This is a genomic window from Oleiphilus sp. HI0067 (assembly GCF_001635735.1).
This window is the reverse complement of the sequence record NZ_LWFI01000600.1, coordinates 1-797: the sequence shown is the minus strand read 5'-3', so window position 1 is coordinate 797 and position 797 is coordinate 1. Positions and strand designations below refer to the sequence as shown.

2 protein-coding genes are annotated in these 797 nt (G+C 42.9%); one reads left to right on the top strand and one right to left on the bottom strand.

The window, feature by feature from the left end:
* A partial coding sequence (locus A3739_RS29565; RefSeq protein WP_197472143.1) for a hypothetical protein occupies nt 1–295 on the top strand: 295 nt, incomplete at its 5' end.
* Here A3739_RS29565 and A3739_RS06810 read toward each other — a convergent pair.
* On the bottom strand, nt 292–797 hold a 506-nt coding region (locus A3739_RS06810), incomplete at its 5' end, for a protein tyrosine phosphatase family protein (RefSeq protein ID WP_082878306.1). The genes A3739_RS29565 and A3739_RS06810 overlap by 4 nt on opposite strands.

Here is a 797-nt window from a genome sequence, read left to right as displayed (position 1 = left end):
TATTCAATATTCTTTACGCACACAGCAATCTCAACGCCTCGAATTTGATCAAGCCCCAACGCCTGGCGTATTAGGGAGGTTTCCTCCTGCGCACCCACCTCATATGGAAGCAGTATTTGAAGCTCGCATGCTTGTTAACGTGATTGAGTCGAGTTCAGGAGATGTAGTTTGGAAAGCCGCGACAACTGGCGATTTAACACAGGTCAATGTTAAGAAATTTAATGCCGAAAAAGCCAATGCGCGTATGCAAGAGATGTTCGCAGACTTCCCTACACGATTTAACTGGTGGTTTTAAGAACGAGAAATAAACGTTTTCCAAACACCAAGAGGCTCCCATATTTTTTCTAAATCTTGGCGAGCCTCTACCATATCTAACTTCAACACTTGAGTTCGATAACGATACATAAACGCGGAGACGCGCATATTCGCAGCACAATGCACCCATACTTTCTGTCCATCTAGCTCCTGCATTTTTTCAACAAATAATCCAAACTTTCGTTCAGAAGGCTTCACAAAGTTCACTGGGTAGTGGGTATAACTTAAGCCCAGATCAGCGAGTGTGCCATCTTCATCTTTCAGAGAGTTTTCCGCATTAGCAGGTGCAAGGTTGATAACGTGTTCAAAACCAGATTCTTTGATTAAAGCAAACTGTGCCTCGCTAGGTTGACCAGATGTAGTCACTAAGTCTGAGATTGGAAGGTAGTTATAAATATCTTCGAGCGTCTCAGATTTTGCGCTTAGCGGTGTATATTTTCGGATGAGTGAAACAAGATATCCAGCGGTGGTTGTTATTGTTT